Source organism: Sphingobium sp. TomTYG65 (genome assembly GCF_055395525.1).
Map to the genome: position 1 here is coordinate 185,617 of NZ_AP027330.1, position 20,849 is coordinate 206,465.

Consider the following 20,849-nt stretch of genomic DNA (forward strand, 5'->3'; position numbering starts at 1 on the left):
GGGAATGGACGAACTACTTCAGGAATTCATAGCCGAGACGCAGGAAACGCTGGAGGCGCTGGCGGGCGAAGTTGTCGCCTGGGAAGCCGACCCCAGCGATCGCGACCGGCTGGACGCGATCTTCCGTTTCTTTCACACGGTCAAGGGCAGCTGCGGTTTCCTGAACCTGCCGCGCTTTGAACGGTTGAGCCATGCGGCAGAAGATGTGCTGTCTGAAATTCGCGCGGGCAACCGCAGCGCTGATCCGGCGACGGTCAGCGCCGTCCTCGGCATCATGGATCGCATCGCCGAACTGGCTGAAGCCGTCGCGATCGGTGCCGCGCTCCCCGACGAGAATGACGATTATCTGATAGGCGCGCTCGCCCAGCGCGATGAAGCAGCCGTGTCACAAGAAGCCGCCCCCGCCGTCGAGACGACGCGTCAGGGCGGGGTGCAGGCGGTGCCGCGCACCATCCGCCTGCCGCTGTCACTGATCGACCAGCTGATGAACGGCGTGTCGGACATGGTGCTGGCGCGCAACGAACTGTCGCGCAAGCTGCGCGAGCGGTCGGGTGATCCGGAACTGGAAAGCGCGTTCGAGCGGCTATCGACCTGCGTGGCGGACATGCGCGACGCGATCTCCAAAACCCGCATGCAGCGCGTCGATCGGCTGTTCACCGCCATCCCCCGCATGGTCCGCGACCTTGGCCGTGAACTGGGCAAGAGGATTGACCTGATCCTGGAAGGCGGCGACGTCGAAATGGATCGCGAAATGGTGGAGATGGTCGTTGATCCGCTCACCCATATCGTGCGCAACAGCATCGATCATGGCATCGAGACGCCTGAGCAGCGCCGCGCGCTGGGCAAGCCTGAAGCGGGCACGCTGAGGCTGCAGGCGCGCCAGTCCGGCAACCAGATCGTGATCGAGATCAGCGACGATGGCCGGGGCATAGATACCGGGCGGCTGGTGGAAAAGGCGGTTGCGGCAGGCAAGCTGTCCCGCGACGCAGCGGTCAAGATGAGCGAGGCCGAGAAGCTGGACCTCATCTTCCAGCCCGGATTGTCCACGGCGCAGGCCGTCACGGCGATTTCCGGCCGGGGCGTGGGCATGGACGTGGTCCGCGCCAATGTCGAACGGATCGGCGGCGTGATCGCGCTTCACAATCAGCCCGGCCGTGGTCTGCGGATCGTCCTGCGCGTGCCGTTGACGCTGACGATCATTCCGGGGCTCATCATACGATCGGGCGGATTGCACTTCGCCATCCCGCGTGCGGCGGTGGTCGAAATCCTGCACGACAATAATGAGACGCTGCATGTCGCCGAGGTGGGCGGCGCCAAGATCGCGACCATCCGGTCGGTCCGTCACTCCATGATCGATCTGGAAGATGTGCTGGGAATGGCCAAGCCGGACCAGGCTGGGCCGCGCGCCATCATGGTCGTGCGATCCGCCACCGGAGTGCCCTTCGCCCTGGGCGTCGCTGCTGTCGATAATCATGAGGAACTGGTTATTCGTCCCGCCTCTCCGCTCGTGATGGCCACTGGGGTCTATGCAGGGATGACGCTGCCCGACAATGGCAAGCCCATGCTGTTGCTGGACGCGGCGGGCCTCGCCAACGCCGCCTGCCTGCCAAACATCGCCGACGAGCGGGAAAGCCGCCAAGCGGAGGAAGAAGAGGAGCGTGCGGCGAGGATCGAAATGGTCCCGGCGCTCCGCTTTGAGGAATTGTCGGGCGAGAAACGGCTCATCAAGCTGTCGCTCGTCGAGAGAGTGGAGGATATCGACGTGGCGCTGTTCGGCCGGTCGGGGGCACAAGCGTTCGTGCGCCTCGACGGCAGGCTGGTTCCGGTCGCCAATGGGGCTCACAGCTTTGCCGCCGGACATGTCTCTGCGCTGCGCCTTCGCGATGGCAGGCAGGAAGCCTGCTACCCGGTGGCGGCCGTTCTCGACATCGTGGAAATGCCTGCCGTGCCGGATATGATCGCGATGCACGGCTTGTTGAGCGGCGTTGCCGTGATCGAGGGCGAACATCTGGAAGTCCTCAACCCCTTCGCCTTGTTCGCTGCCTTGCCGGACGGTCCGCTCAAAGAGCATACGCGCGGGCGGTGCGTGCTGGTCGACAGCCAGGATGGCTGGACGCGGGAGATTTTGGCGCCGCTGTTGCGGCAGGCGGGGCATGAGGTCGTTCTGGGTCTGCCCGAGGAGGCCGCCGTGGATCCTGCCGATGTAGTTCTATGTTCGGATGGCGACCTATCGCAGGCAGCCGAGATACTGGGTTGCCGCGTCGTACAGTTGCGCGCCTCACCACGTCCGGCAGGACCGCAGGACAGCAGCATCTATCGCTATGATCAGGACGCACTCATGGCGGCCATCAGCGGCGCCCGGCGTTAAGGAGACGGCCCATGGACCAGCTTTATCTTCTTGCGACACTGGCAGGCACTCGCGTCGCCGTCGCCGCTCAAGAGGTGGAGGCGGTGGTGAAGCTCGCCGACATTTCACCCGTTCCGGGCATGCCCGCGCATGTGGCGGGACTTTCGGCCCTGCGCAGCCGCGTGCTGACGATTATAGACGTTCCTGCCCTTATCCGTGGCACGCCGACGGCGCTGGCTGAGCGAGGATTGGCCATCATCGCGGACATTAGCGGGCACAGCTATGGCCTGATGGTCGATGCCGTGCACGACATCTGTCAGGTGCCGGAAGGCGACCTGCCCCTGCGCGGGCAGCTTGATCGCGCCTGGGCCCCTTACGCCTTGGCGATAGTCGAACAGGACGGGCAACCTCACCTGCTGGTGTCGCTCGCCAGCTTCATCGAAACCGGCCTGCTGGCGCAGGCTGCATAATTTTCCGACCCGTTTACGAATTACTCGGCTTTGGCGGCTAATCACTTCTTCACGGAAGAAAAATCTAAGGGACGCTTCATGAAAAACTGCCTGGTAGTGGATGATTCCAAGGTCATTCGCAAAGTTGCGCGACATATATTGGAATCGCTCGACCTTACGGTGAGCGAGGCGGTCGATGGGCAGGACGCGCTGACCCAGTGCGAAGCGGCCGCGCCTGATGTGGTTCTGCTCGACTGGAACATGCCGGTCATGAGCGGGATGGAATTTCTCCAGGCGCTGTCTACCGCAAAGGTGACTGCGCGACCCAAGATCATCTTCTGCACCACCGAAAATGGCATCAGCCACATCAAGGCGGCGGTGGAAGCGGGGGCCGACGAATATGTGATGAAGCCTTTCGATCGCGAGACGCTGGAGAGCAAGCTGGCCATCGTCGGCGTCATCTAGATCTCGCCTGCCTCTTCGCTTCTTTCCTTTTCATTCCGTTCGAAAGTCCCTCGATGACCGCCGTTACGCCGATCATGGCAAGCCACAGCAGACCGCAGGTCCGCGCGATGGTTGTCGATGATTCGGTTGTCGTGCGCACGGTCATCGAGCGGATATTGAACAGCGATCCCGCCTTTTCCGTGGTCCATAAGACCAACAGCGCTGAACATGCTCTAGGGTATCTGGCCGGGCATGAGGTCGATCTGGTCCTGCTCGATATCGAACTGCCGGGGCAGAGCGGTCTTTCGGCTCTGCCGGCCTTCCTGCGCGCCAATCCGCTCGGGAAAGTGGTCATCCTGTCGGGCAATTGTGAAGAGGGCAGCGCAGCGGCGATCGAGGCTTTGGCGCTTGGGGCCAGCGACATCTTCGCAAAGCCGGGCAGCGGCAGTTTCGGCGAAGCATTCCCCCGATCGCTGATCGATCGGCTGTCCCGCCTGTTTGGCGCCAATCCCGTGCCGGCTGAGGATGCGCCGCCCGTTTCTATGGCGACGGCTCAAGCAAGCGCTCCATTGGCTTGCCTGGGAATCGGCGCATCGACCGGTGGCATCCACGCGCTGGGACAGCTGTTTGCGGGCATGTCGGAACCTCCCGGTGTCCCCATTCTGCTGACCCAGCATCTGCCGCTCAGCTTCACTTCCTATTTCGTGCAGCAGCTTGCCCGCATGACCAGCCTGCGGGTGAAGGTGGGCGAGCAAGGCGAATTGCTGGCGCCCGACACGGTCTATGTCGCGCCCGGCGACGCCAATTTGCAGATCCGCCGCGGTCTTTACGGGCGAGTGATGGTGACGCTGAACCCTCAGCGCACGGCTGCGGGCAATCTGCCGGGCGTTGATCCGATGTTCAGCAGCATGGCCGAAGCTTATGGCCCGGGGGCGGCGGGCGTAGTTCTTACCGGAATGGGACGGGACGGAACGGCCGGCGGGCGTGACATCGTCGCGGCGGGTGGCTGGATCGTGGCGCAGAATGAAGCCAGCAGTGTCGTCTGGGGCATGCCCGGATCGGTGACTGCGGCAGGCCTGAGCTGCGCACTTCTGGACCCCTATGCCATCATGGATTTTGTCGCACGGCGCGGAAAGAGCAGAGGTTAAACACATTGACCCTTTCGACTGAATCATCCTCTCGCGGCGCAGCCCGCATCTTTTCCGCCCTGCTGGAAGCGCGCACCGGACAAATCTTGTCCGAAAGCCGAGCGTGGCGGATGGAAACCGCGCTGAAGCCCGTATTACGCGCAAATGGGCTTGCCGATATGGACGAACTGGCGTCCCGTCTGCTCGGCAATCGCGACTCTGCGCTGGAGGAAGAGGTGGTAAACGCGCTGCTCAATAATGAGAGCAGCTTCTTCCGCGACCTCCAGATTTTCGACCTAATCCATCGTCATATTCTGCCGACCTTCCACGCGGATCGGCGGGACAGGGTATTGCGCGTGTGGAGCGCTGGCTGCTCCACTGGTCAGGAAGTCTATTCCCTCGCGATCCAGCTGCGTAATGATATGGCCCGCTGGCGTGGCTGGCGCATCGAAGTTCTGGCGACCGACATTTCGACTGCCGCCATAGACCAGGCGCGTAACGGCATGTTTTCGCAGATGGACGTCCAGCGCGGCCTGGCCGTGGGCGATCTTATCAAATGGTTCGAGCCCGTCGGGGAGAATTGGCGCGCCAGCCCGGATCTGCGACGGATGATCGATTTTCGCACCGACAATCTGTTCGATCCCAAGGCTCCGTCGGGCGAGTATGACCTGCTGTTCTGCCGCAATGTGCTCCTCTATTTCACGCCCGAACGGCGGCAGCATGTGTTCCGCCTCCTGACCCGTCACAGCCATGAAAAGTCCGTGCTGCTGCTGGGCGCGGGCGAGACGGTGATCGGCCACAGCGACGATTTCATTCCCCATCCGGAGTTCCGCGGCGCCTACGCGCGCAGGCAGCAGCAGTGCGGAAACGAATATCTTCGCCGCGCCGTCTGACTCCGTTTGGACGGTGTGAACTTCGGGCGGTCTCATGCTTGATCGGCCGTCCGCTCTCGGCCATTGTCCACTCCAGCAGCCAAGTTGCGCTGCGGTGAGATAGACGGGTGATGTGACGGGCTTTCCGATGAGCGATATTCCGATAATCGACACCCCGTCGCCCAATTTCGACGACCGCAAGCTGCCCATATCGATGCTGGTGCTGCACTATACCGGCATGCCCGACGCGCCGAGCGCCATCAACTGGCTGGCGAGCGAAGAATCGAAAGTGTCGGCGCATTATGTCGTGACTGAAGAAGGCGACATCGTCCGCATGGTCGATGAAGCCAAACGCGCCTGGCACGCCGGCCGGTCGCACTGGCGGGGCATCGATGACGTGAATTCGGCGAGTATCGGGATCGAAATCGTCAATCCGGGCCACGAATGGGGCTATCGGCTGTTTCCCGACGCCCAGATCGGAGCGCTGATCCCGCTGATGCATGAGATCGTGCAACGCCATGGCATCACGCGCGGCAACATCGTCGGGCACAGCGACGTCGCGCCTGCACGCAAGCAGGATCCGGGTGAGCTTTTTCCCTGGGGACAGCTTGCCCGGTTGCGGCTGGCGCTGCCGCGTCCGACCAAGAATCTCATGGATCCGCTTTGGAGCGACAGCGCCTTCATGCTGGCGCTCGAACGCTTTGGCTACGACATTGCGGAGCCTGAGGCGGCAGTATTGGCCTTTCAGCGGCGCTTTCGTCCGGAACTCATCGACGGGGTCATCGATGGGGAGTGCAGGGCCATCCTGCTCGCCTTGTTGCTGCCAAAGCCGAGGGGGGATGACTGAAAGACAAAGAGTCTGTATAGCGCTCGGCGCCAGAGGGTCGGGCGGCCGCGGCGTGGCGGGTAACTTCCACGGCGAGGAAAGTCCGGGCTCCACGAAATAACGGTGCCGGCTAACGGCCGGCTGGAGTGATCCAAGGGACAGTGCAACAGAAAGCAGGTCGCTAAGGCTTAGGCCCAGCGAAATTGAAAGGGTGCGGTAAGAGCGCACCGCGTCTCCGGCAACGGAAGGCGGCACGGTAAACCCCACCGGGAGCAAGACCGAATAGGGGCGGCGCGCAGCATGACTGCTAGGTCTGTTTCGACTGAGACCGCCCGGGTTGGTTGCTTGAGGGTCGGAGCAATCCGTCCCCTAGAGGAATGGTCGCCACCCCTGCGCAAACAGGGGGACAGAACCCGGCTTACAGACCCTCTGGCATAGATACTGTTCTGACCTGATATAATTTTCATTCCTCGCCGGGGTGGCGTTCCGCCTACGGCCTGCCTAATTTGGAACGATGGCAAGAAGCAGCCGATCAAATGACTGGGGCTTTCCCCGCTGGCGCAGCTATGGCGCATCGCGTGAGGCGCAGAAGGTGCGCCTGTGCGACCGGCATGGCTGTGACAAGCCTGGCGAGTGCCCCGCGCCCAAGTCGCCCAACAGCCGTGAGCGCTGGTATTTCTGCACCGATCATGCGGCAGAATATAACCGCAACTGGGACTATTTTCAGGGCCTGGATCAGGAAGAGCGGGAGCAGCGCGAGCGGGCCGAGCGCCGCGATGCAAGTGGTTTTCAGAGCAGCGCCTATCATGGATGGGGCGGTCCAGGCGATGGCAGCCGCTCGCGTGACGAACTGCATGCGCTCAAGGCGCTGGAGCTGGAGGACGACGCGGACTTCGAAGCGGTGAAGAAGAGCTGGCGTCGTCTGGCGAAGGAAAATCATCCGGACGTGAAGCCGGGCGATACGGAGGCTGCCCTCCGTTTCCACACGATCCAGGCCGCCTATGAGGTGTTGCGCGCGGCCGAGGAACGACGCAGCTGGAAGCCGCGGGAGCCGGCGGATTGAAGGATCATGTCCGGTCCAACTGGCAGAACGCAGTGCTGGTCTGCCGCAAATGCTCCAAAAAGCTGGATGGTGGTTTCGGTCCGGATGGGGGCGAGCGACTGGCCAAGGCGCTGCGTAAGCAGTTGTCGCTGAAAAAGGGACGCAAGGCTGCGGCGGGCATTATCGAGGTGAATTGCCTGGGTGTCTGCCCCAAAGGCGCGGTGACCGTTGTCAACGGTGCGCAAGCGCGCGAATGGCTGTTGGTACGGCCGGATGCCGATCTGGAGGACCTTGCCCGCAGGCTGGACCTTCGAACCGGCGGTGAGGTCGGTTAGGGCGCCACACCGCTCAGCCAAAGGGTTCAGGCGGTATCGCTAATGGGCCTGTTAGCACCCGAGGCACGCTCCACGAGCGGGTACAAAAGGCGTTCCTCCTTGTCGATACGGCGAGTCAGAGCCTTCAGGATTTCGCGTGTTTCTGCGCAGAAGCTGAGCCATTCCTGTGCGATTCTTTCATCGGTCCAGCGTGCCATATAGGCGGAGAAGGCATCGGCCAAAGGCCCCATCTCTTCTTCCAGGCGCCGCGCCGTGTCGCGGATGTGTTTGTCGGCAAGGCGTTGAACGGCGGGATAGAAAATCTTGTCCTCCAGCGCGAGGTGCCCGATCAGTTGGCGGGCCATCTTCCATCGCAGCGGAGCCACGTTTTGGGCTGCTCTATCATCGGCGATCGCGGATGACAGCTCTGATACGGTTTGGCTTAGTTCCTCATGCTGCCTGCGAAGATTTCCGATATCCATATTATGTTCCTTGCAAACCCGAGGCTTAGGATGCCTGATGTGGATTAAGGAATCATTGTATCGGGGCTGCAACAATGGGGGCCGCCCACCGCCCGAGCCGAGCGGGGGCGGCAGTAGGATCAGCCCGGCTGGTCGGCGCGGCTCACGCCTTCACCATCCAGATTCTGGGCGACAAAGTCCCAATCGATTGCTTCCTTCAGCACTCGATCGGCATAGTTGGGGCGCAGATTGCGATAGTCGATATAATAGGCATGTTCCCACACATCGAGGATCAGCAGCGGCGTATGGCCATGCGCGACCGGCGTGTCGGCATCGTGATAGCTGGTCACCTCCAGCTTGCCTTCGTTCAGGATCAGGGCGGCCCAGCCGCTGGCGAAATGGCCGACAGCTTCAGCCTTCAGCTTTTCAAGCAGCGCATCGACCGAGCCGAAGCCTTCGTTAATGAGGTTGAGCAGCGTGCCGCTGGGCTGCTTCTTTTCGGGCGAAAGCGACAGCCAGTAAAAGGTGTGGTTCCAGATTTGCCCGACCTGGTTGAACAGCGCGCCCTTGCTGGTGCGGATCAGTTCGACCAGCGACTTGCCCTGGAGGGCAGGGTCGGCGGCGACCAATTCATTGGCCTTCGTCACATAGGCATTGTGGTGCTTACCATGATGGTAGTCGAAGGTTTCGGCCGAAAGAATGTCGCCAAAGGCGTCCTTGGCATAGGGAAGGTCAGGCAGAACAAAGGCCATGTCGAAACTCCTCGGGTTCTTGGATGGATGGCCGCTCAACGACGGGGCGGCCGGAAGGCTCCCCGCCACTAGCAGCCTTATTGCGCTGCGGAAAACAGGATATTTTCTTTAAACATCACGGAAATATCCATGTGACAGGGGCGTAATGATGACCTAGCATTACCGGTCAGGCCGACCCGGAAGCGGCGGCCCGAAATGGGGGTAGGATCAATGGCAAAATTCTTCGGTAACTTGCATCTTGTGCTGGTTGCGGGCCTTGTGCTCGCGCTGGTCGTGATTTTCGCAGTTCCTGCGAATACGATTCCGGAACAGGCCATTCTGCGCTGGCTTCACCTGTTTTTCGGCATCACCTGGATCGGCCTATTATACTATTTCAATTTCGTTCAGATCCCGACGATGCCCAAGGTGCCTGCGGAGTTGAAGCCCGGAGTATCCAAATTCATCGCGCCTTCGGCCCTTTTCTTCTTCCGTTGGGGTGCTGCGCTCACTGTGCTGACCGGCGTAATCATAGCCTGGCGTAGCGCCTATCTGCTGGAAGCGCTGACTTTCACCACCGGCTTCGTGTTGATCGGCATTGGGATGTGGCTGGCTCTGATCATGGCGTTCAACGTCTGGTTCATCATCTGGCCCAACCAGAAAAAGGCGCTCGGGATTGTGCCTGCGGAAGATGCGGTCAAGGCCAAGGCGGCCACCACTGCCATGATCTTTTCGCGCACTAATACGCTGCTTTCGCTGCCCATGCTCTACTGCATGATCAACTTCAACGGCGGCTGAAAAGCGGCTTCTCCATAGGACGGGCGGGGCCATCTTCGACTTCGCCCGTTCCTATGCGTTGGGTGTTTCTTAACCCTGCGGAGGGGTGGTTTCGCCGATTTCCTCGCTGTCGAGTGTCTTGCCGAGAGCGAGGCCGTGGCGCATCAGCATGGGGATATTCGCGGCGGCGAAGAGGATCGATACGATCGTGACGCCCCACACCTTGATCGCCAGCCAAGCGTCGAAGCTCATCGAGCGGCGCATTGCTTCATTTGCGATCGCCATCGCTATGAAGAAGAAGGCCCAATTGCGTGACAGCTTGCGCCAGCCTTCGTCCGTCAGGCCGTCATACGCCGCTTGCAACAGATATTTGAGCAGCGCCTTGCCGCGCAACAGGCCGCCGAACAGCATCAAGGCGAAGAAGCTGTAGATGATCGTCGGCTTGATCTGAATGAAGCGCTGGTCGTGAAAATAGATGGTGAGGCCGCCGAAAAAGAGGATCAGCATCGCCGACAGCCACAGCATCGGCGACACGCGGCCAAGCTTCACCTTGGAAATGATGACGGCGATGACAATCGCGGCCATGAAGGCTGCGGTGCCGATCGACATGGCCGTGATCGGATTATTGGCGCCCCAAAGCCAGCCTGCGCCCTTGTATGTCAGGAAGAAGACGAGGAGCGGACCGAAATCGAGCGCCAAGCTGAGGTTGCCGTTATGGGGGGGGCTAGTGTCGGCCATTTCGCGCTTACTCCGTCATCCCAGCACAAGCCGGGATCTCGTGCGGCAGGACAGTGCCCGGAAGGGACGAGCCACCAGCGTACGCTGGGGCGACGGAAATGGACTCAGCGGGCATATGCCGTCCCCGCGATCGCCCGTGCCATATCGCCGGGGTCGAAAGGCCGCAAATCCTCGATCTTTTCGCCAACGCCGATGGCGTGGATAGGCAAGCGATACTTCTCCGCCGCCGCGACCAGGACGCCGCCGCGCGCCGTGCCGTCCAGCTTGGTCATGACCAAACCCGTCACCTGCGCGACTTCCTTGAAAACTTCGATCTGGCTCAAGGCATTTTGTCCCGTGGTCGCATCCAGCACCAGGACAACGTCATGCGGTGCTGCCGGGTTCAACCGGCCGAGGACGCGGCGAATCTTCGCCAGTTCGTCCATCAACTCGGTCTTGTTCTGCAGGCGTCCCGCGGTATCGACGATGAGGACGTCGATACCGGTCGCGGTAGCCTGCTTCACCGCGTCGAACACGATACCGGCAGCATCGCCGCCTTCCTTGCCAGCGACAATCGGAATGCCGAGCCGCTCGGCCCAAATCTTGAGCTGACCGATTGCGGCCGCGCGGAAGGTGTCGCCCGCCGCGAGCATCACGCCATAATCCTGCTCAAGGAACAGGTTGGCGAGCTTTGCAATGGTCGTGGTCTTCCCCGATCCGTTGACACCGATGACCAGGATGACCTGGGGGCGGGGAAAGGCTTCGATTTCCAGGGGACGGGCTACGGGGGCGAGGACCTTCTCGATCTCCTCGGCTATGATTTCCCGCAGATAATCCTCAGTCAGTTCCCTGTTATAGCGGCCTTCCGACAGGCGATCGCGAACGCGTGCGGCCATTGCGGGGCCGAGGTCGCTGACGATAAGCGCTTCCTCGATCTCGTCCAATGTCTGGTCGTCGAGCGCCGCCTTGGTGAAAAGGCCGGTCAGATTTTCGCCGAGCTTGTCGGATGTGCGCTTCAACCCGCCGAAGAGGCGGTCGCGCCAGCTGGTGCTGGGTTCAGTCATTAGCGGCCTCTTGCGCGATCAGGACGCCATTCTCAAGGGCCGTGATGCGTGCTGAAATGATGGACGACGGGGATTGTGGCGCAACGAAACGCACTGGCGCGAAATTTTCGGCATGTCCCGAGAGGCCGTTCCGCTCCACCAGCACGGACTGCACTGAGCCGACGAGGCCCTCAAGCCAGCTTTGGCGCCGCGCCGCGCAAGCGGATCGCAGACGGGCGGCGCGGGCCTTTATGATAGTATGATCGACCTGCGGCATGCGTGCTGCAGGTGTGCCCTGGCGGGGTGAATAGGGAAAGATGTGGCCGTGCACGATCGAGCATTGCTCGACCAGCCTCAGGCTGTTTTCGAACATTGCTTCATCTTCCGTCGGGAAGCCTGCGATGATGTCCGCGCCGATGCTGATATCCGGACGGACGGCCTTCAGCCGCTCTACGACGCGGATGGCATCGGCCCGGCTGTGGCGACGCTTCATGCGTTTGAGGATCATGTCGTCGCCCGCCTGTAGCGACAGGTGCAGGTGCGGCATCATTCGCGGCTCATGCGCCAGCAGGTCGAAGAGCCGCTCATCGATTTCCACGCTGTCGAGCGAGGAGAGGCGCAGGCGCGGCAGCCCCGGCACGGCGTTCAGGATGCGCTCTATCAACAGGCCGAGCGAGGGCGATCCGGGCAGGTCGGGCCCATAGCTGGTGACATCCACGCCGGTCAGAACGATTTCCTGATAGCCTGCGTCCACCAGTTCGCGGGCCTTGTCGATCACGGCGCCTGCCGGGACAGAGCGGCTGTTCCCGCGTCCATAGGGGATGATGCAGAAGGTGCAGCGGTGATCGCAGCCATTCTGCACCTCTAGAAAGGCGCGGGCATGTTCGGCGAAGGCGCTTGCCATATGAGGGGCGGTTTCGCTGACGGCCATGATGTCGGAGACTTGGACTTTATCCGTGATCTCAAGGCCATTCGTTACTCCAGAGAAAGCTGGGGTCTCGTGTGAGGAGTCAAGAATTGCTGCCTGAAATCCGAGCTTTCGCTGGGATGACGAATAGTGATGGGGCTCCATCTTCTCCCGATTGCCGACAACCGCATCTACCTCGGCCATGTTGGCAAAGGTTTCCGGTTCCGTCTGCGCCGCGCAGCCTGTCACTATGACGCGGGCGTCGGGCCGCTCCCGTCGCGCGCGCCTGATCGCTTGGCGCGTCTGGCGTACGGCTTCGGCCGTGACGGCGCAGCTGTTGACGACGATCAGGTCATCCCTATCGCCCGCCATTTCGCGGATCGCCTCGCTTTCGGCGATGTTGAGGCGGCAGCCCAGGGTGATGATCTGCGGCCCGCCCATCTTCAAAAGCGCGCCCAGTCAGCCTCGCCATCGAAGACATGGGTGGCGGGACCCGTCATGCGGATCGTGCCGCCCGGAGCCCATTCGATCAGCAGATCGCCGCCAGGCAGGGTGACGCGAGTCGGCCCGCTCACGAGCTTCCGCCGAACGGCTGCCACGGCCGTCGCGCACGCGCCCGTGCCGCACGCGCGCGTCAATCCTGCACCACGTTCCCAGACGATAAGGCGGATGTGGTTCTCTCCGACGACCTGCGCGAAGTTCACATTCACACGTGCGGGGAAGAGCGGGTCGGTCTCGATCATCGGCCCCAAACGCTCGAAGTTCACACCGTTCATATCGTCAAAAAAGAAGATGACATGCGGGTTGCCGACATTGACTGCGACGGGGGCGGGAAGATCTTCCCAACTTACCGGCATGGTCAGCGTGTCCATCGCATAGGCGAGGGGGATGGCGTCCCATTCGAGCCGGGGCTGGCCCATATCGACGCTTGCGCCGCCATCTACTCCCTTGGCGTCGAGCAGCCCGGCCCTTGTTTCGATCAGCACATCGCGTCCGACGAACAGGGGGACGCAGCGGGTGGCGTTTCCACAGGCTTCCACTTCGCTGCCGTCGCTGTTGAAGATGCGCATCGACACATCCGCGCGATCCGACTGGCCGATGAGGATCAGCTGGTCGCAGCCGATCCCGGCATGGCGGTCGGCGATCGCCTGCGCGCGCGTGGGCGTCATTTCGACGGCTGCTTCCCGCGCGTCGATGACGACGAAATCATTGCCGAGGCCATGCATTTTGGAGAAACGTCCCATAGTCGCGCGCATGTAGGGCGTGTGTGGGGAAAAGGCTAGAGCGGCGCTCTTCATCCGTCATCCCGGCCTTGAGCCGGGATCCCGCTCTCTTGCGCGGCGTTGAGAAGCGGGACCCCGGATCAAGTCCGGGGTGACGAGTGAAGGGAAGTGGTTGCCATCATTGCATCCTGATCCCCTTTCCGCTAAAGGGCCCCTCGCAATCAGGCGGCTTGCCGTTTGATACCCTGACAAATCCATGGCGCCCGAGCGGGGCACCGGATGGACGCTGGCCGGCGAGGTTTCGCCCGTCGGCGATTTTGTCGTTTGGCGGGGTAGCAAGCTTTTCCGGGCTTTCGGGCCCAAATGAGGTGATGATGTTCGATTCGCTAAGCGATCGTCTCGGTGGGGTATTCGACAAGCTGCGTGGGCGCGGTGCGCTGACGGAGGACGATGTCCGCGCCGCGATGCGCGAGGTGCGAATCGCGCTGCTGGAGGCGGACGTCGCGCTTCCGGTCGTGCGCCAGTTCGTCGATCAGGCGACCGAGCGCGCGGTGGGCAGCGATGTGCTGCGCTCCGTCACGCCGGGACAGATGGTCGTCAAGATCGTCTCCGACACGCTCACTGAAACGCTGGGCGCTGAAACGTCCGAACTGCTGATCGACGTGACCCCGCCCGCCGTCATCATGATGGTCGGCCTGCAGGGGTCGGGTAAGACCACCTCCACCGCGAAAATCGCCAAGCGGCTGAAGGAAAAAGAGCGCAAGAAGGTGCTGATGGCGTCGCTGGACGTCCAGCGTCCGGCCGCGCAGGAGCAGTTGGCCGTGCTCGGTACGCAGACTGATGTTGCGACCCTGCCCATCGTGCCGGGGCAGCAGCCGGTCGAGATCGCCAAGCGCGCGCTTCAGGCGGCGAAGCTGCAGGGCTTCGATGTGGTGATGCTCGATACCGCGGGCCGTCTGCACGTCGATCAGGCGCTGATGGACGAGATGAAGGCGGTGGCCGAGGTCTCCAACCCTGCGGAAATCCTGCTGGTGGTCGACTCGCTGACTGGTCAGGACGCGGTGAATGTCGCGACCAGCTTTACGGCACAGGTTCCGCTGACCGGCGTGGTGCTGACCCGCATGGACGGCGATGCGCGCGGTGGCGCGGCGCTCTCGATGCGGGCCGTTACCGGCCGCCCGATCAAGTTCGCGGGCACCGGCGAAAAGCTCGACGCGATCGAGCCTTTCCATCCGGCGCGCGTGGCGCAGCGCATCCTTGGCATGGGCGACGTCGTGTCGCTGGTGGAGCGCGCGGCGGAAACCATTGACGCCGAGGAAGCCGACAAGCTCGCCAAGAAAATGGCGAAGGGTCAGTTCGACATGAACGACCTGCGTTCGCAGCTTAACCAGATGCGCCGTATGGGTGGCTTGGGCGCGCTGGCAGGCATGCTGCCGGGCCTCAAGAAGGCGCAGGCCGCGATGGCGGCAAGCGGCGCCAATGACAAGACGCTGATCCATCTCGACGCGATGATCGGATCGATGACGCCCAAGGAGCGGGAGAAGCCCGCGCTGATCAACGCCAAGCGCAAGATCCGTATCGCCAAGGGTTCCGGCCGTACCGTGCAGGAAGTCAACAAGCTCCTGAAAATGCATCAGGAGATGGAAACGGCGATGAAGAAGATCCGCAAGATGGGCGGCCTGAAAGGGCTGGCCAAGATGTTCACCGGCGGCGGCATGGACAAGATGCTCGGCGGCGCAGGCGGCACACCGGACCTTGGCGGTTTGGGTGGCCTGGGCGGGGGCGGCAACATGCCCAACCTGCCGCCCGGCTTTCAGAATTTCATGAAGAAGTGAAGTAGCCCGTCATCCCAGCGCAAGCTGGGATCTCACTTCTCTCCAGAGGGCAGAGAGATCCCAGCTTTCGCTGGGATGACGAAGTTGGAAAATATGTAGTTTAGTACAGAAAGGTAAGGTCAAGGTTCATGGCAACGTCCATTCGTCTTTCGCGCGGTGGTTCCAAGAAGCGTCCCTATTATCGCATCGTCGTGGCTGACAGCCGCGCACCGCGTGACGGCAAGTTCATCGAGCGCATCGGCAGCTACAACCCCGTCCTGCCCAAGGGCGATGAGAAGCGCGTCGTGATCGACGTCGAGCGCGCGAAGCACTGGGTTGCCGCTGGCGCCCAGCCGACCGACCGCGTCGCCCGCTTCCTCGACGCCGCTGGCGTGAAGGAACGCGCTGCGCGCAACAACCCCAAGAAGGCTGAGCCGGGTCAGAAGGCCAAGGATCGCGCCGAAGACCGCGCTGCCAAGGCAGCCGAAGCCGCTGAAGCTGCTGAAGCCGCCAAGGCTGCCGCTGCTGAAGCCGCTGCCGCTCCGGCCGAAGCGCCCGCTGAAGAAGCTGCTCCGGCTGAAGAATCGGCTGAAGGCTGATCGACTTGACCGACAAGCCCGTCACTCTCGCCGTCATCATCGGCGCGCATGGGGTGACGGGCGAAGTCCGTCTGAAGCTGTTTGGGGAAGGGGCTGAGGCCCTTAAATCCTATAAGAGCTTCGATGCGGCGGGGCGCGTTCTGACGTTAAAGTCGGTGCGCCCCGGTCCCAATGGAGCGGTAGCGCGGTTCGTCGAGATTGGCGATCGCGGCGCTGCCGAAGGCTTGCGCGGGACCGAACTCACCGTGCCCCGATCGGCCCTGCCTCCGTTGGAGGAGGGCGAATATTATCATGCTGATCTGATCGGTTTGCCCTGCTTCTCTACGGAGGGGGAAGGGCTAGGCAATATCGTCGCGGTCGAGAATTTCGGCGCAGGTGACATCATCGAGGTGGAGCGGCCGAATGGCAAACGCTTCATGGCGCCGATGCATGCGGTGACGATCGCTGATGAGCGCGCGGTTATCGATGCGGCGTTTGCGGTTTGATGCAATTGTCTTCCTGAACTTGTTTGGTCGCGCGGGCCATCGGCTCAAAATTCAGTGCCTCCAGGAAACTACGGTGCCTGAGGCGAAATAGATGCTGAAACAAGCTCAGCATGACGAAGTGGTGTGAGGCAGCGCTAATGCCCAAAATTCTTGCCGCTCTTTATTTGCTGCTGATGGTTGCCGCTGGCTGGCGGCTGTTCGGCATGGGATGGTCGCGGGGGCTCAAGATCGCGGCTGCGGTCGCTCTGGTCATTCCCATTCCGATGTTCTTCCTGCTCCCATCGCTGCTTCACCCCGACCGGCCCTTCGCGGACCTGCTGCGCGCCATCGGTATGGCGCTGATGGCGGGAGGCGCGGTGTCGCTGCTGGGCGGCATGGCGGGCGCCTGGCTCAAGGCGCGCAAGGCGTGAGCTTTCGCGCTCAGATATTGACGCTTTACCCTGAGATGTTTCCGGGACCGCTTGGGCTGTCGCTCGCCGGGCGAGCGCTGGCGGAGGGGAAATGGGCCTGCGATCCCATCCACATCCGCGACTTTGCCACGGACAAGCATCGCACCGTAGATGACACGCCTGCGGGCGGCGGCGCGGGCATGGTGCTGCGCGCAGATATTCTGGGCCTTGCCATCGACCATGCCGTGGAGAGGGCACCGGACCTGCCCCTGATTGCGATGACGCCGCGGGGCGCGCCGATCACGCAAGGGCGCATTCGCGAGCTTGCTGGCGGTCCTGGCGCGACCATCCTGTGCGGCCGGTTCGAAGGCTTTGACGAACGCATTTTCGAGGCCCGGCCGATTGAACAGATCAGCATGGGCGACATCATTCTTTCCGGCGGAGAGATGGGCGCGTTGATGCTGCTGGATGCTTGCATTCGCTTGCTTCCCGGAGTAATGGGCGCGGCTTCCAGTGGGGATGAAGAGAGCTTCGAAAGCGGCCTTCTTGAATATCCGCACTATACCCGACCCGCTGAGTGGGAAGGGCGCACGATCCCTGAAGTGTTGCGATCGGGGGATCATGCGAAGATCGCCGCCTGGCGGAAACAAAGGGCGGAAGAGGACACACGGCTAAGGCGGCCGGACCTTTGGGAACGTCATATCGGCGTTCGGGACCAGTCGCCCTCTGGTGCGCAACGCGAAAGTAAGGACTGAGTTAGATGAACTTGATCCAGCAGATCGAGGCCGAAAACATCGCGGCTCTCGCCAAGGATATTCCGGATTTCCGTCCGGGTGATACGCTGCGCGTCGGCGTGAAGGTCGTCGAAGGCGACCGCAGCCGCGTCCAGAACTATGAAGGCGTTTGCATCGCCCGCTCCAACAAGGGCATGGGCAGCAACTTCACCGTACGCAAGATTTCGTTCGGTGAAGGCGTGGAGCGTGTTTTCCCGCTCTACTCGCCGAACATCGATTCGATCACCGTCGTCCGCCGCGGCGTCGTGCGTCGTGCGAAGCTCTACTATCTGCGCGGCCGTACCGGCAAGCGCGCTCGTATTGCCGAGCGCCGCGACGTGCGCAGCGAGGATTGATTTTCCTCGCGGCTTGACGGCCGAGACAAAGAGAGGCGGCGTTCCGATGGGACGCCGCCTTTTTTCCTGCTTGATCCTCCTCAAGCCTGTTTGGGGAAGGGGCTGTCGGCCTGGCCCATGGTGAGCGGAAGGGGTGGCGTTGTGCTATTTCCCCTCCACCATGCTACGCATGGTCCCCCCTACCCCTGCGCCAATGGGGAGGATCTAGGCGGGGTTCCGGCTGGTAAACCAGAGCCCGCCAAGGCTGATCGCCGCTGCCGCCGACATGTAAAGCCCGACCAGTTCCACGCCCTGCACCTGGATGAGCCAGGTCGCGACGATGGGCGCCAGCGCGCCGCCGATGATGCCGCCGAGGTTGAAGGCGAAGGATGCGCCGGTATAGCGCAGCTGAACCGGGAAAAGATGCGGCAGATAGGCGCCCAGCGGGCCATAGACGAAACCCATGAGGAACAGGGCGAGGCTCAGGATCAGGAAGATCGGCAGCAACTGACCCGTGCCCATGGCAGGGCCAAAGATGATGCCCATCATCACCGTGCCGATGCAGCCGGCAACCAGTACGCGGGTTGGGCTGCTCTTGTCCGACCACCAGCCGGCGATGATGATGCTGAGCGCCATGAATAGGATCGCGCCCAGCTGAATGGCGAGGAATGTCTCGCGATCGATCTTGAGCGTGGTCGTGCCGTAGCCGAGCGCGAAGGCTGTCGCGATATAATAGACGGCGAAGCAGGCGACCACGGCGAATGTCCCGGCGACCGCCGCGCCAAGATGATTGGATAGCAAGGTCGCGAGTGGCAGCGCGGGCGGCGGCGCTTCGGCTTGAGCGGCCGCAAATTCGGGAGTCTCGGTGAGTTTCAGGCGGACCCAGAGGCCGAGGAACACCAGTACCGCGCTTCCCAGGAAGGGTAAGCGCCAGCCCCAGGCGAAGAAATCCTTGTCGGTGAGGAACGTGCCCAGGATCAGGAACAGGCCATTGGCGGCGAGGAAGCCGACCGGTGCGCCCAGTTGCGGGAACATGCCGAAACGCGCGCGCCATCCTGGCGGCGCATTCTCCACCGCCAGCAGCGCCGCGCCGCCCCATTCGCCTCCCAGGCCGAAGCCTTGGCCGAAGCGCAGGATGCACAGAATCAGCGGGGCCCACCAGCCGATCGACTGATAGGTGGGCAGGAAGCCGATGGCGAGCGTCGAACCGCCCATCAGCATGAGAGAGGTGACCAATGTCGCCTTGCGACCGATGCGGTCACCATAATGCCCGAACACCGCCGCACCCAGAGGTCGGGCGAAGAAAGCGAGGGCCAAGCTGCCATAGGCGGCGAGCAGCTGCGCGGAGGGAGACGAGGCGGGGAAGAAGAGGGGGCCGAATACCAGGCTCGCGGCGGTGGCGTAGATGTAGAAGTCGTAGAACTCGACCGCCGTGCCGATGAGGCTGGCCGCCAGCACCCGCTTGTGGCGCAGCATCGCGCCTATTCCTTCGTTCGCCATCGTCCTCTTTACCCCCTGCAAATCGGTCAGCCTGTTTATCCGCCGCTCGCCGCAAGGGCCGTCTTTTTCCATGGAAAGAGAGGGGGCTTCGACAAGCTCAGCCCGAACGGTTGAGATGCTCGGCCTTGCTCTATCGTTTCGCCCGTTTCTGGTTCAGCAGTTCATAGGCCATCACCGCGCAGGCGACGGCCGCGTTCAGGCTGTCGGCCTTGCCGAGCATCGGCATTTTCACCAGCAGATCGCATTCGGCCTCATAGGCTTCGGGCAGGCCCTGCGCTTCATTGCCGACCAGCAGGAAGCTGGGGCTTTGATAGCGTGGTTCCTGATAATCATGCGTTGCTTTGAGGCTGGTGCCGATCAGTTCGCCCGGCCCTTCGCGCAGCCAGTGCATGAACTCCCCCCAGCGGGCCTGGGTGATCGATTGCGTGAAGAGGGCGCCCATGGAGGCGCGCACGGATTCGACCGAAAAGGGGTCGACGCAATCGTCTATCAGGATGAGCCCGCCCGCGCCGACCGCGTCGCCGGTGCGCAGGATGGTGCCAAGATTGCCGGGATCGCGCAGCGATTGGGCGACGATCCAGATGTCCGCCTTGGTCCGGTCAAGCTTGGCGAGCGGGGTCAGCCGGTCGCGATAGACGCCCACAACCGCCTGTGGATTGTCCTTCCCCGATATCTTCGCAAGAATGTCGGGCGTCGTTTCGATCACATCTGCCCCGGCATCTTCCATCGCGGCGATCAGATCGGCGGCGAGGGGGTGGCTGGAGCCCGCATGGAACAGCATTTCGGGCAGCACGCCTTCCTCGCGCGCTTCAGTGAGGATGCGGAGCCCTTCGGCGAGGAAGAGCCCTTCAGCCTTGCGGAATTTCTTCTCACGCAAGCTGCGGACGCGCTTCACCAGCGGGTTGGAAAATCCGGTGATTTCGCGTGCCACTGCGCCTGCTTTCCTCCTGGAACGAGGCGGCCTCTCTATCGGGCTAGGGCGATGGGAGAAAGAGCTATTCTTCGCCGAACTTGTCTTCGACCAGCGTCACCAGCTTGCCCAGCGAATCCGCTGCGTCCGGCCCGGTCGCGCTGATGACGATGGAGTCGCCCAGCGCGGCGCCGAGCATCATCAGGCCCATGATGGACGTGCCTGTCACTTCGCTGCCATCCTTGCGCACGGTGATTTGTGCGGGAAGGCCACTTGCCAAGGTCACGAATTTCGCACTGGCGCGGGCATGGAGGCCGCGCTTGTTGCTGATCCGGACTTCCCGGCTGATTTCGCTCATGTGGTGCTACCCAATAGTTCCGATGCTACGCTGATATATTTCTGCCCCGCCTCTCGCGCCGCGGCTACTGCCTGACGCACGTCCATCACCTTGCGCGCGCTTTCCAGGCGGATGAGCATAGGGAGGTTGATGCCCGCGATCACTTCGATTTCGCCTGCCTTGAGCAGCGATATGGCGAGGTTCGACGGGGTGCCGCCGAACAGGTCGGTCAGCAGGATGACGCCCGATCCGTCATTCACGCGTGCGACGGCCGAGGCGATGTCCGCGCGGCGCACTTCCATATCGTCTTCCGGGCCGATGCAAATGGTTTCGATCTGCTGCTGCGGACCGACCACATGCTCCATCGCCACGACGAATTCCGTCGCCAGCGACCCATGGGTGACGAGTACCAGTCCAATCATCTACTTAC

The 20,849-nt window shown here is 62.3% G+C and carries 25 protein-coding genes and 1 other RNA gene; 16 read left to right on the plus strand and 10 right to left on the minus strand.

Translation table 11 applies throughout. From position 1 onward, the window contains the following. Window positions 1-4 precede the first annotated feature (4 nt). The 9 genes from ACZ5Y5_RS00985 to ACZ5Y5_RS01025 all read left to right on the plus strand — a co-directional run bounded on the left by ACZ5Y5_RS00985 (window position 5) and on the right by ACZ5Y5_RS01025 (window position 7,442). The gene (locus ACZ5Y5_RS00985) at window positions 5-2,368 is read left to right on the plus strand and encodes a chemotaxis protein CheA (RefSeq protein WP_464809361.1); all 2,364 of its coding nucleotides are present in this window, start codon (window positions 5-7) and stop codon (window positions 2,366-2,368) included. Window positions 2,369-2,379: 11 nt separating this feature from the next. Next, on the plus strand, window positions 2,380-2,817 hold the full coding sequence (locus tag ACZ5Y5_RS00990; protein WP_464809362.1) for a chemotaxis protein CheW: 438 nt from the start codon (window positions 2,380-2,382) through the stop codon (window positions 2,815-2,817). A 78-nt stretch (window positions 2,818-2,895) separates the two neighbouring features. Continuing rightward, window positions 2,896-3,261, plus strand: coding sequence for a response regulator (locus tag ACZ5Y5_RS00995; protein WP_464809363.1), 366 nt, complete (start codon window positions 2,896-2,898; stop codon window positions 3,259-3,261). Between the two features lie 53 nt (window positions 3,262-3,314). Next, complete coding sequence (locus tag ACZ5Y5_RS01000; protein ID WP_464809364.1) at window positions 3,315-4,388, plus strand: chemotaxis protein CheB; 1,074 nt, start codon at window positions 3,315-3,317, stop codon at window positions 4,386-4,388. 5 nt (window positions 4,389-4,393) lie between these two features. Then, a complete protein-coding gene (locus ACZ5Y5_RS01005; RefSeq protein ID WP_464809365.1) occupies window positions 4,394-5,260 on the plus strand; it encodes a CheR family methyltransferase in 867 nt (288 codons plus the stop codon). Window positions 5,261-5,387: 127 nt separating this feature from the next. Further along, window positions 5,388-6,086: an N-acetylmuramoyl-L-alanine amidase gene (locus tag ACZ5Y5_RS01010; RefSeq protein ID WP_464809366.1), complete on the plus strand. Its 699-nt coding sequence runs from the start codon at window positions 5,388-5,390 to the stop codon at window positions 6,084-6,086. 29 nt (window positions 6,087-6,115) lie between these two features. Continuing rightward, window positions 6,116-6,502: RNase P RNA component class A (gene rnpB, locus ACZ5Y5_RS01015), an RNA gene on the plus strand. 77 nt (window positions 6,503-6,579) lie between these two features. After that, window positions 6,580-7,128 carry a J domain-containing protein gene (locus ACZ5Y5_RS01020; RefSeq protein ID WP_464809367.1) on the plus strand — a complete coding sequence of 183 codons (549 nt, stop codon included), beginning with the start codon at window positions 6,580-6,582 and terminating at the stop codon, window positions 7,126-7,128. Beyond that, a complete protein-coding gene (locus ACZ5Y5_RS01025) occupies window positions 7,101-7,442 on the plus strand; it encodes a (2Fe-2S) ferredoxin domain-containing protein (RefSeq protein WP_464810435.1) in 342 nt (113 codons plus the stop codon). Before ACZ5Y5_RS01020 ends, ACZ5Y5_RS01025 begins: the two co-directional genes overlap by 28 nt. A gap of 26 nt (window positions 7,443-7,468) precedes the next feature. Here the strand turns inward: ACZ5Y5_RS01025 and ACZ5Y5_RS01030 are convergent, their stop codons facing one another. Together ACZ5Y5_RS01030 and ACZ5Y5_RS01035 are read right to left on the minus strand one after the other, a co-directional pair. Then, on the minus strand, window positions 7,469-7,903 hold the full coding sequence (locus ACZ5Y5_RS01030; RefSeq protein ID WP_464809368.1) for a hemerythrin domain-containing protein: 435 nt from the start codon (window positions 7,901-7,903) through the stop codon (window positions 7,469-7,471). A 119-nt stretch (window positions 7,904-8,022) separates the two neighbouring features. Beyond that, window positions 8,023-8,634, minus strand: a complete 612-nt coding sequence (locus ACZ5Y5_RS01035; RefSeq protein ID WP_464809369.1) for a superoxide dismutase — start codon at window positions 8,632-8,634, stop codon at window positions 8,023-8,025. Window positions 8,635-8,844: 210 nt separating this feature from the next. Here ACZ5Y5_RS01035 and ACZ5Y5_RS01040 point away from each other — a divergent pair, with 210 nt between their 5' ends. Further along, a complete protein-coding gene (locus ACZ5Y5_RS01040) occupies window positions 8,845-9,408 on the plus strand; it encodes a urate hydroxylase PuuD (protein ID WP_464809370.1) in 564 nt (187 codons plus the stop codon). Window positions 9,409-9,477: 69 nt separating this feature from the next. On the opposite strand, the gene ispZ is transcribed toward ACZ5Y5_RS01040, so the two are convergent. The 4 genes from ispZ to dapF all read right to left on the minus strand — a co-directional run bounded on the left by ispZ (window position 9,478) and on the right by dapF (window position 13,298). Continuing rightward, the gene (gene ispZ / locus ACZ5Y5_RS01045) at window positions 9,478-10,125 is read right to left on the minus strand and encodes a septation protein IspZ (protein ID WP_464809371.1); all 648 of its coding nucleotides are present in this window, start codon (window positions 10,123-10,125) and stop codon (window positions 9,478-9,480) included. A 104-nt stretch (window positions 10,126-10,229) separates the two neighbouring features. Then, entirely contained in the window at window positions 10,230-11,168 is a 939-nt protein-coding gene (gene ftsY / locus ACZ5Y5_RS01050) for a signal recognition particle-docking protein FtsY (protein WP_464809372.1), read from the minus strand. Continuing rightward, a complete protein-coding gene (gene mtaB / locus ACZ5Y5_RS01055) occupies window positions 11,161-12,495 on the minus strand; it encodes a tRNA (N(6)-L-threonylcarbamoyladenosine(37)-C(2))-methylthiotransferase MtaB (protein ID WP_464809373.1) in 1,335 nt (444 codons plus the stop codon). The genes ftsY and mtaB overlap by 8 nt, the downstream gene beginning before the upstream one ends. A gap of 2 nt (window positions 12,496-12,497) precedes the next feature. Next, window positions 12,498-13,298: a diaminopimelate epimerase gene (gene dapF, locus ACZ5Y5_RS01060; protein ID WP_464810436.1), complete on the minus strand. Its 801-nt coding sequence runs from the start codon at window positions 13,296-13,298 to the stop codon at window positions 12,498-12,500. A gap of 350 nt (window positions 13,299-13,648) precedes the next feature. Between dapF and ffh the strand changes: the two genes are divergently transcribed. From ffh to rplS, 6 genes are all read left to right on the plus strand, one after another. Beyond that, window positions 13,649-15,112, plus strand: coding sequence for a signal recognition particle protein (ffh, locus tag ACZ5Y5_RS01065; protein ID WP_464809374.1), 1,464 nt, complete (start codon window positions 13,649-13,651; stop codon window positions 15,110-15,112). 128 nt (window positions 15,113-15,240) lie between these two features. Then, a complete protein-coding gene (rpsP, locus tag ACZ5Y5_RS01070; protein WP_464809375.1) occupies window positions 15,241-15,690 on the plus strand; it encodes a 30S ribosomal protein S16 in 450 nt (149 codons plus the stop codon). Between the two features lie 5 nt (window positions 15,691-15,695). Next, complete coding sequence (rimM, locus tag ACZ5Y5_RS01075; RefSeq protein WP_464809376.1) at window positions 15,696-16,175, plus strand: ribosome maturation factor RimM; 480 nt, start codon at window positions 15,696-15,698, stop codon at window positions 16,173-16,175. 137 nt (window positions 16,176-16,312) lie between these two features. After that, window positions 16,313-16,585 (plus strand): hypothetical protein, encoded by a 273-nt coding sequence (locus ACZ5Y5_RS01080; protein WP_464809377.1) that lies wholly within the window; start codon window positions 16,313-16,315, stop codon window positions 16,583-16,585. Then, window positions 16,582-17,319 (plus strand): tRNA (guanosine(37)-N1)-methyltransferase TrmD, encoded by a 738-nt coding sequence (trmD, locus tag ACZ5Y5_RS01085; protein WP_464809378.1) that lies wholly within the window; start codon window positions 16,582-16,584, stop codon window positions 17,317-17,319. The genes ACZ5Y5_RS01080 and trmD overlap by 4 nt, the downstream gene beginning before the upstream one ends. A 5-nt stretch (window positions 17,320-17,324) precedes the next feature. Further along, window positions 17,325-17,693, plus strand: coding sequence for a 50S ribosomal protein L19 (gene rplS / locus ACZ5Y5_RS01090; RefSeq protein WP_464809379.1), 369 nt, complete (start codon window positions 17,325-17,327; stop codon window positions 17,691-17,693). Between the two features lie 204 nt (window positions 17,694-17,897). On the opposite strand, the gene ACZ5Y5_RS01095 is transcribed toward rplS, so the two are convergent. From ACZ5Y5_RS01095 to ACZ5Y5_RS01110, 4 genes are all read right to left on the minus strand, one after another. Then, complete coding sequence (locus ACZ5Y5_RS01095; protein WP_464809380.1) at window positions 17,898-19,172, minus strand: MFS transporter; 1,275 nt, start codon at window positions 19,170-19,172, stop codon at window positions 17,898-17,900. 130 nt (window positions 19,173-19,302) lie between these two features. Continuing rightward, the gene (locus ACZ5Y5_RS01100; protein WP_464809381.1) at window positions 19,303-20,103 is read right to left on the minus strand and encodes a TrmH family RNA methyltransferase; all 801 of its coding nucleotides are present in this window, start codon (window positions 20,101-20,103) and stop codon (window positions 19,303-19,305) included. A gap of 64 nt (window positions 20,104-20,167) precedes the next feature. Then, on the minus strand, window positions 20,168-20,440 hold the full coding sequence (locus ACZ5Y5_RS01105) for an HPr family phosphocarrier protein (protein ID WP_464809382.1): 273 nt from the start codon (window positions 20,438-20,440) through the stop codon (window positions 20,168-20,170). Beyond that, window positions 20,437-20,841, minus strand: coding sequence for a PTS sugar transporter subunit IIA (locus tag ACZ5Y5_RS01110; RefSeq protein ID WP_066524707.1), 405 nt, complete (start codon window positions 20,839-20,841; stop codon window positions 20,437-20,439). Before ACZ5Y5_RS01110 ends, ACZ5Y5_RS01105 begins: the two co-directional genes overlap by 4 nt. Window positions 20,842-20,849 lie beyond the last annotated feature (8 nt).